This is a genomic window from Kitasatospora sp. NPDC028055 (assembly GCF_040637885.1).
Classification (GTDB): domain Bacteria; phylum Actinomycetota; class Actinomycetes; order Streptomycetales; family Streptomycetaceae; genus Kitasatospora.
The window spans coordinates 39,657-47,029 of the sequence record NZ_JBEZXE010000057.1; the positions used below are offsets into that span (position 1 = coordinate 39,657).

The 7,373-nt window shown below is 73.9% G+C and carries 8 protein-coding genes; 2 read left to right on the forward strand and 6 right to left on the reverse strand.

The window, feature by feature from the left end:
- Nucleotides 1–4: 4 nt before the first annotated feature.
- The 4 genes from AB0F71_RS35020 to AB0F71_RS35035 all read right to left on the reverse strand — a co-directional run bounded on the left by AB0F71_RS35020 (nt 5) and on the right by AB0F71_RS35035 (nt 3,301).
- Complete coding sequence (locus tag AB0F71_RS35020; RefSeq protein ID WP_360243562.1) at nt 5–1,393, reverse strand: acyl-CoA dehydrogenase family protein; 1,389 nt, start codon at nt 1,391–1,393, stop codon at nt 5–7.
- A 169-nt stretch (nt 1,394–1,562) separates the two neighbouring features.
- Complete coding sequence (locus tag AB0F71_RS35025; RefSeq protein WP_360243587.1) at nt 1,563–1,646, reverse strand: putative leader peptide; 84 nt, start codon at nt 1,644–1,646, stop codon at nt 1,563–1,565.
- Nucleotides 1,647–1,757: 111 nt separating this feature from the next.
- A complete protein-coding gene (locus AB0F71_RS35030) occupies nt 1,758–2,252 on the reverse strand; it encodes a hypothetical protein (protein ID WP_360243564.1) in 495 nt (164 codons plus the stop codon).
- Between the two features lie 860 nt (nt 2,253–3,112).
- Nucleotides 3,113–3,301 carry a DUF397 domain-containing protein gene (locus AB0F71_RS35035; RefSeq protein WP_360243590.1) on the reverse strand — a complete coding sequence of 63 codons (189 nt, stop codon included), beginning with the start codon at nt 3,299–3,301 and terminating at the stop codon, nt 3,113–3,115.
- A gap of 394 nt (nt 3,302–3,695) precedes the next feature.
- Here AB0F71_RS35035 and AB0F71_RS35040 point away from each other — a divergent pair, with 394 nt between their 5' ends.
- Nucleotides 3,696–4,235, forward strand: a complete 540-nt coding sequence (locus AB0F71_RS35040) for a PTS fructose transporter subunit IIA (protein WP_360243567.1) — start codon at nt 3,696–3,698, stop codon at nt 4,233–4,235.
- Between the two features lie 74 nt (nt 4,236–4,309).
- Here AB0F71_RS35040 and AB0F71_RS35045 read toward each other — a convergent pair whose 3' ends face one another.
- Nucleotides 4,310–4,798: an NUDIX domain-containing protein gene (locus AB0F71_RS35045; RefSeq protein ID WP_360243570.1), complete on the reverse strand. Its 489-nt coding sequence runs from the start codon at nt 4,796–4,798 to the stop codon at nt 4,310–4,312.
- Between the two features lie 287 nt (nt 4,799–5,085).
- Entirely contained in the window at nt 5,086–5,355 is a 270-nt protein-coding gene (locus AB0F71_RS35050; protein ID WP_360243573.1) for a hypothetical protein, read from the reverse strand.
- A gap of 340 nt (nt 5,356–5,695) precedes the next feature.
- On the opposite strand from AB0F71_RS35050, the gene AB0F71_RS35055 reads away from it, so the two are divergent.
- Nucleotides 5,696–6,961 carry a polysaccharide deacetylase family protein gene (locus AB0F71_RS35055; RefSeq protein WP_360243576.1) on the forward strand — a complete coding sequence of 422 codons (1,266 nt, stop codon included), beginning with the start codon at nt 5,696–5,698 and terminating at the stop codon, nt 6,959–6,961.
- Nucleotides 6,962–7,373: the final 412 nt, after the last annotated feature.

The window sequence follows — 7,373 nt, forward strand, 5'->3', positions numbered from 1 at the left end:
GACGCTACGCCCTGGCGCCGTGCGCCAGGGCGGCCAGGCCGGCGGCGTCCAGCACGGCCTCCTCGGACGCCAGGTGCACCCGGCTGCTGAGCACGTCCCGCAGGTAGCGCTCCAGCGGGTGACGCCGGCTCAGTCCCGGGTTGCCGGTGAGCGCGACGGCCTGCTGGACGGCCGCGGTGGCGGCCCGGGTGGCCAGCAGGTGGGCCGGCCCGGTCCGGGCCACGGCGTCCGGCTCGCCCCGGTCCACCCGGGGGGCCAGCCCGTGCAGCAGCTCCTCGGCACCGATCAGCTGGGCGTCGATCTCGCCGAGGGCGGCGCGGTAGCGCGGCAGGGTGCCGAGCGGCTCGGTGAGATTGGCCGGAGTGCGCTGGTTCAGGAAGCGGACCAGCCAGGCCTCGGCGGCCCGGGCGACCCCGACCGCCACCGCTGCGAGGGCCAGATCGTGCCAGGCGCGGGCGAGTTCGGCCTCCTGCGCGTCCTCCCGGTCGGGCGTGCGCAGCCCGAGCCCCAGTTCGAACGGGACCCGCACCGCGTCGAGGACGACGTCGTGGCTGGCGCTGGCCCGCAGGCCGAGCTGGTCCCAGGTGGGGTCGATCTCCAGGCCCTCGCTCTCACCCCGGACCAGGAAGGTGCCGACCCGCGGCTCGGGTTCGTCGGTCCGCGCGGTGACGGCCATCCAGGCCAGCGCCTCGGCGCCGGTGCAGTACGTCTTGCGACCGGTCAGCAGCCAGCCCTCGTCGTCCCGTCGGGCCACCGTCCCGAGCGGCTCGTCCGACCGGCCGCCGGGCTCCGCCCGCAGCGTGTTGACCAGCGCGGGCCCGCGCCGGGACTCGGTCAGCAGCCGCCGGTAGCCGGCCGCCGGCCAGCTCGCGCGGCGGGCCTGCTCGGCGTGCTGGAGCAGGGTGAAGGCGGTGACCACGGCCACCGAGGCGTCCCCGCGCCCGAGTTGGGCCAGCACCCGGACGGTGTCGGCGAGCGTCCCGCCCGGTCCGCCGTACCGCTGGGAGACCGTCAGGGTGAGCAGCCCGGCCTCGTGGACGGCCTCGATGCCCTGGTACGGGAAGGTCGCGTCGCGGTCGTGCTCCTCGGCGCGGGCGGCGAGCAGGTCGACCACCCGGGGCAGGCCGGCCAGGGCGGCCTCGACCGCCGAGCGGTCGGACTCGGTGGCCGCGGCGGCGCCGGTGGCCGTCGCCGGTCCGGACGCGGCACCGGAGGCGGCACCGGATGCGGCAGGTGCGGCGGGTGCGGGCGGGACGGGTGCCGCCGGCCGGGCGGGGCGGGCGGGGGCCGCCGGACGCGCGGGCGGGGCGGAGGGTGCGGGATGGCCGGAATCCGACGGCTCGGTTCGGGGACGATCGTTCGGTGAACGATCGTCGGCGGCGATGGTCGTCATGGGACTGGTGCCTCCGGGCGGCAGCATGGGCTCAGCGGGTGCGGACGGCACGCCGTACGGGCGCGCGGACGGGCCGGCGGCCCCGGAGGCCGGCCCGCGGCCCACCCCCCGGTCTCGGCGCCGACCCAATCCGGTCGGCCGCCCGCCGCCACGGGGGCGAGATCCCCCCTCAGTGGCCCGGACACACCCCGCCGGCGGTCCGGCACAGGTCCAGATGCCTGCGACGGGTCAACAGCGGGAGACGGCACGGCATGTTCGCGACTGTACGAACCGGTGATCGATACCGTCAAGCAGCGTCCGAGCCCTGGCCGGGCCCCGACCCCGGGCCCCGACCGGGCCGCGGGCAGGCCGGGGGCGGTGTCGGTCAGCCCTGCTGGAACATGTCGGCCGGCAGCGGCTTCAACAGCTGATACAGGTCGTCCGAAATCGGTCGGTCCCAGGACGCGATGGTGACCAGCACCCCGTCACTGCGGCCGAACTGGGCGCAGAACACGCGCTCCTCGCTGACCTTGACCTTCTTCACGATCAGCAGGTCGTCCCCGAGCATCACCGGGAAGTCCTCGGCCGAGGTGAACTCGACCGGCTCGTCATTCTCCAGCGCCGCGAGCAGCTGCCGCACCTCGAAGGGCACCTCGTCGCCGGTGTCCCGGGCGGGCGACCCCTCGGGGAGGTTGCCGATGAACATCGCCGGGCCTCTGCCGCCGAACAGGTCGTAGCGCAGGAAAATCCCCTGGCAGGAGCCGTCCGGGCCGGTCATCATGGCCGCACCGAAGTCGCCGGGCCAGTCACCCGGGTCCATCGCGAGCACGTCGAAGTCCGGGCCGGCGGGCTGTCCGGAGCGACGGCGGAGAAAAGACATGGGAACATCGTACGTGTCCGGCACACCACACTCGCGAGGCGGGTGGGGCACCGACGGGGGACGGGCGGGAGGTCGACGCTCAGAGACCAATGTTGACTCTGAGCAACCGTCCGGGCTACGTTCGGTTCAGCACGACAGCCGTTCTGGGTTTCACCCTCCGGGGGGACGGCATGTCGCAACGCGGCCCTACACGCGTATCCCTCACTGTGCACCTGTCGTGCCGAACTGCCGAGCACCCAGCTTCGTCGTCGCACACAGCACAAACACACAAGCCAACAGTTCCATCGCAGTTCCGTGCAACAAGAGCCAGATCCGCGGGGCCCCGGCCCGTCGCTCCCGTGGATCTGCTCGGGACGCCGCCGCGTGGGGGCGTGCGGGTCCCGAGCAAACGGTGCCGTCAGCCGAGTCGCTCTCGGCGGTGGCGCCAGCCTCCCGGCGACTGCCGGCCCCTCGTGGGCCGGGACCGGCCGACGCACCCCGGTGCGCAGGGGATGACTGGGAGGTATGGCCTGGCAGTGCTGCCGGGCCGCAACAGCAGGCGCCGTGTCTGGCCGCGTGGGGGCGGTGGGCACGGCGTCTGCCTGTGCTCATACTCTGAGCTGCGTTTGTCTAACAGTCAACAGAAATTCTGACGGGGCACGCTCAAAAGATCGTCAGTTGTGATGTTCGGTATGTTCGGTACCGGAATCAGCGACCCGACCGACCCGGGCCGACCAGGCCGTCCCAGGCCGACCCGGCTGGCCCGGATGGCCCGGACGCCGACCCGGCTGGCCCGGACACACCGACGGAGCGGACCCGGACGCCGCACCTCTTCCTGCAGCTCGGACCGCTCCGCGGGTGCGCCCGGACGGCGCGGACGATCAGGTGAGGTCGAACTCCCCGTCGCGGGCGCCGAGTACGAAGGCCCGCCACTCGGCCGGGGTGAAGACCAGGACCGGCCCGTCCTCCTGACGACCGTCCCGCATCCCGATGTACCCGTCCACGAACGCGATCTGGACGTCCCCGACGCCCTGGCTGCTGCACAGCCACTCGGCCCCGGTGAAGTCCACCTTCGGCTTCCCGTTCCGCGCGAGCTCCGGCTCGGCGCCGACCGTCCCGGTGTTCGCCCCGGTGTCCGTGTCCGTACCGCTGTTGACTGCCACTGACCGATCTCCTCCCGACGGCATTCCAGCGCCAGCCTAACCACAGCCAGCGGCCCCGGTCAGCGGGTTGGCGAGGTCGCCCCCGACGCCGGCGCCGCGCCTGCGCCACGTCCGCGTCTCGTCCGCGCCACGTCTCCCGCCGCGCGGGGCGGAGGGCCGGCGGAGGAGCGGTCGGGGCCCGGTGGGGCGTGTCCCGCCGGACCGGGCCGCGGGCAGCTGCCAGAGTGCTGCCAGGGCGCGTACGGTCCCGCCCGCGCCCCGCCCACCACCCCGCCCGCCACCTCGACCCAGGGAGCAGCCGATGAGCCGCCGGGACGGCACCCGCGCCGACGTCATCCCCATCTCCGACGCTCCCTCGGCCCACCCGCCGGCCCCCCGCACCCCGCCCTCGCCCACCCCGCTGCCCCGCCCCACCCCGGCGCGGCCCGCCACGCACGGCCGGGTCGGGATCGTGCTGGTCTCGCACAGCCAGGAACTGGCCACCGCCGTACGCTCCCTGGCGCTCGCGCTGACCGGATCCGACTCCCCCGCGCCGGTCGCCGCGACGGGCGGCGACCCGGCGGACGGACCGGGCATCAGCGCGGTCCTGGTGGCCGCCGCCACCCGGCGGGTCGACCAGGGCCACGGCGTGGTGGTGCTCGCCGACCTGGGCGGAGCCGTCACCACCGTGCGGGCGCTGCTCTCGGACGCCGACGAGCACGGCCTGCCGTTCCCGGTCCGCTTCGCGAACGCGCCGTTCGTGGAGGGCGCGGTGGCCGCCACCGCGACCGCCACGGCGGGCGGGGACCTGGCCGCGGTGCTGGACGCCGCGGAGGAGGCCTACCGGCAGCACAAGGGCTGAGGCCCGTCACACGGGTTGAGGTCCGCCTTAAGGGCTGAGGCCCGTCGCAAAGGCGCTGAAACCCGCCGGGCCCGCTACGGGTGCTCCCGGCCCTCCCAGCTGAACACCGCCGGGCCCCGGCACTCCAGCGCGTGGCGCAGCCGGTCGTGCTCGAAGTCGAGCATCGGCGGCAGCTCGTCCAGCCCGAACCAGCCCACCTCCAGCGACTCGTCGTCGTTCACCCGGGCCTCGCCGCCGACCGCCCGGCAGCGGAAGGTCAGCTCCAGGTACTGGGTCACATCGCCGTTCGGGTAGTGGACCGGACGGCTGACCGTGGTCGAGGCGAGCAGCTCGGGCACCACCTCCACGCCGGTCTCCTCCAGGCACTCGCGCACCACACCGTCGGCGGGCTGCTCGCCGGGGTCGAGGATGCCGCCGACCGACGCCCACCGGCCGTCGTCGGCCCGGCGGGCGAGCAGCACCCGTCCCCGGTCGTCCACGACGACGGCGGCGACGGCGCTCAGCCAGAGCGGACGGTGGCCCACGAGGGAGCGGAGTTCGAGGAGGAAGGGAGGGATCGCCATGCGACGCAGCCTATCCAGCCCGCCGCGCGGGCCTCCGGCGGTCACCGCCACCGGCCACCCGGGACGGTCGGGGCGCTCGGGGCCGCGGGAAACGCATTCACCGGAGAGGGGGGAAGGGGACCGTCATCCGGAATTACGGGAGAAGCGGGTGCGGGATTGTCTGATGAGGTGAAATTCGGTCGTTCTGATCAAATTCGCTTTATCTGTTGATACATCTGTTGAAAAGTTGATCGGCCCGCACCGGACCGTTCGACCGGGCGTCCGACGGAGTGACCCCGAGGGCTCCGTCAGAGCGCGGCACCCCGTCGCCGGACCACCCCGAAGGCGATCCGGCCGAGCAGCAGGACCCCTGCCGCCAAGCAGCCGGCCACCGCCATCGCCCACGCCGGACCGTCACTGTCCGGAACGATCACGGCCACCACGATGCCCAGCACCAGACAGGCCACACCCGCCACCGCCAGCGGAATCCGGTGGGTGACCAGGGCTCCGCCGCTGCACGCACGGTTCCACCGGGTCGCCCCGTGCAGGTGGAAGTGATCACGGTCCGCATCTGCCATGAGCCCAAGGTACCCCGGGCGGGCCCCCGAGGCAGCCCGCAGGGAGTGAAGGCCGGCACACCCTCCGCGACCGCCCGTCCGGAGGTGCTCCAAGCCTGCTGACGCGTGTACGGGCTCCACAATCAGTCCACGAAAAATCCTCGTCCCCCCGGTACAACCATCCGTCCGGTGCAGGGGTCTCAATGGCATCGAGTGATCCAGGAGCCGTTCACGGGACGGGCGAGAACCCCCACCGCGAACCGGAATACCCAGGGAGCGGAGCCGCCGCCCCCTGGAGCCGGAGGCCGGGCTCCGTCCTCCGGCGGTACCGCCACGCCACTCGGCGACCAAGGGGGAACCGTTGCCGCAGACCCAGTCCACCCCATCGACCGCCACAGCGCGCGCCAGGCCCCGGCCTGGCCTGCGCCCCCTCCCACCCACCACCGGCTGCGCGTCCGACCACCACGGCGCCGGCCGACCCCGACCGGCCGTCGAGACCAAGTGCCTCGACGCGGGCCGGCTCGACGCGGGCCGGCTCGAAACGGTGCGGATCGAGAAGACCCGGGTCGAGCCCACCCTGCTCGACCCGACCCGGTTCGACGCGGGCCGGCTCGACCCGACCCTGCTCGACTCGACCCGGCTCGCCGCCAAACGCCTCGACACCCAACACCTGGAGACCGAGCAGGTCGACGCGAAGCACTCCGCGAAGGAACAGCAGGACGCACGGGGCGAATGGCTGCGGTTCGCCCCCGTACAACCGCTGTTCCGGGCCCGGGCCGCCCAGCGACTCGCCGTCCTCGCCTACCACGGGGTGACGGACCACCGCTCCTTCGGCGCCCAGCTCGACCGGCTCCGGCGGCTCGCCACCCCGGTCTCGCTGCAGGCCGTCCTCCAGGCCGTCACCGAGCGGCGGCCGCTGCCGCCGCGCAGCGTCCTGGTCACCTTCGACGACGCCGACCGGAGCGTCCTCACCCACGCCCTGCCCGCCCTCGACGCCCGTGGCATCCCCGCCACCGCCTTCGTCATCTCCGAACTCATCGGCACCGAGCGCCCGTTCTGGTGGCACGAGGCCGACTTCCTCGCCCGCCACGGCGGCCGCGCCCGCTCACTCGACTGCGGCCACCCCTCCCAGCTGCTCCCCCGGCTCAAGGCCATGCCCGACCCGGACCGGCGCCGCAGCCTGCACGAACTGCGGGTCAGCGCCGACCGCCGACCGCCCCGCCAGGAACAGCTCACCCCGGCCGACCTGCTCGCCCTGCGGGACGGCGGGGTCGCCATCGGCAACCACACCCAGGGGCACCCGTGCCTCGGCCGCTGCGACGACGCCACCGTCCGCGCCGAGATCACCGGCGCCCACGAAGCCCTCACCCACTGGCTCGGCGAACCCCCCACCGCCTTCGCCTACCCCGACGGCGGCCACGACCCCCGTGCTGAAACCGTCCTGCAGGAGCTCGGCTACCAGCTCGGCTTCCTCTCCGACCACCGCCTCGGCCCCCGACTCCCCTCCCACCCCCTCCAGATCAGCCGCCTCCAGGTCGACTCCACCACCAGCACCCGCCGCTTCGACACCATCCTCTCCGGCCTCGAACCCGCCTACCGCCGCTGGCGCCGCCAAGAGGTGGCCTGACCGGTGACACCGCCGCGCGGGAAGTCGACCGGGCGACTCCCGCGCGGCGCGGCGCTCTGCTACGCACCCCGCCCTGCCTCCCAGGCAGGCCCCCTGCCCGAACGGCACCACCGCCGCGCTCGAGAAGTCGGCCAGGCCGACTTCCGGCGACCAGCGCGTACCGCTCGGCCCCCGCACAGGAGACCGAATAGCGGCCCCACCTCCTCACAGCCGGGCGCTGCTACACGAAAAGTCGGCCAGACCGACCTCCTGTGCGACGCACAGCTGCGGAGGCAGCAGCACCCCAGCCACCCCACAAGCGCACGAGAAGTCGGCCAGGCGACTCTGCTGGCGAAGTCGGTTGGGGTGGTTGTGGGACAGTAAGTGCCTGTTGATTTGGGTGGGTTGGCTGACTGTGGGGGTGGGTCGTGCT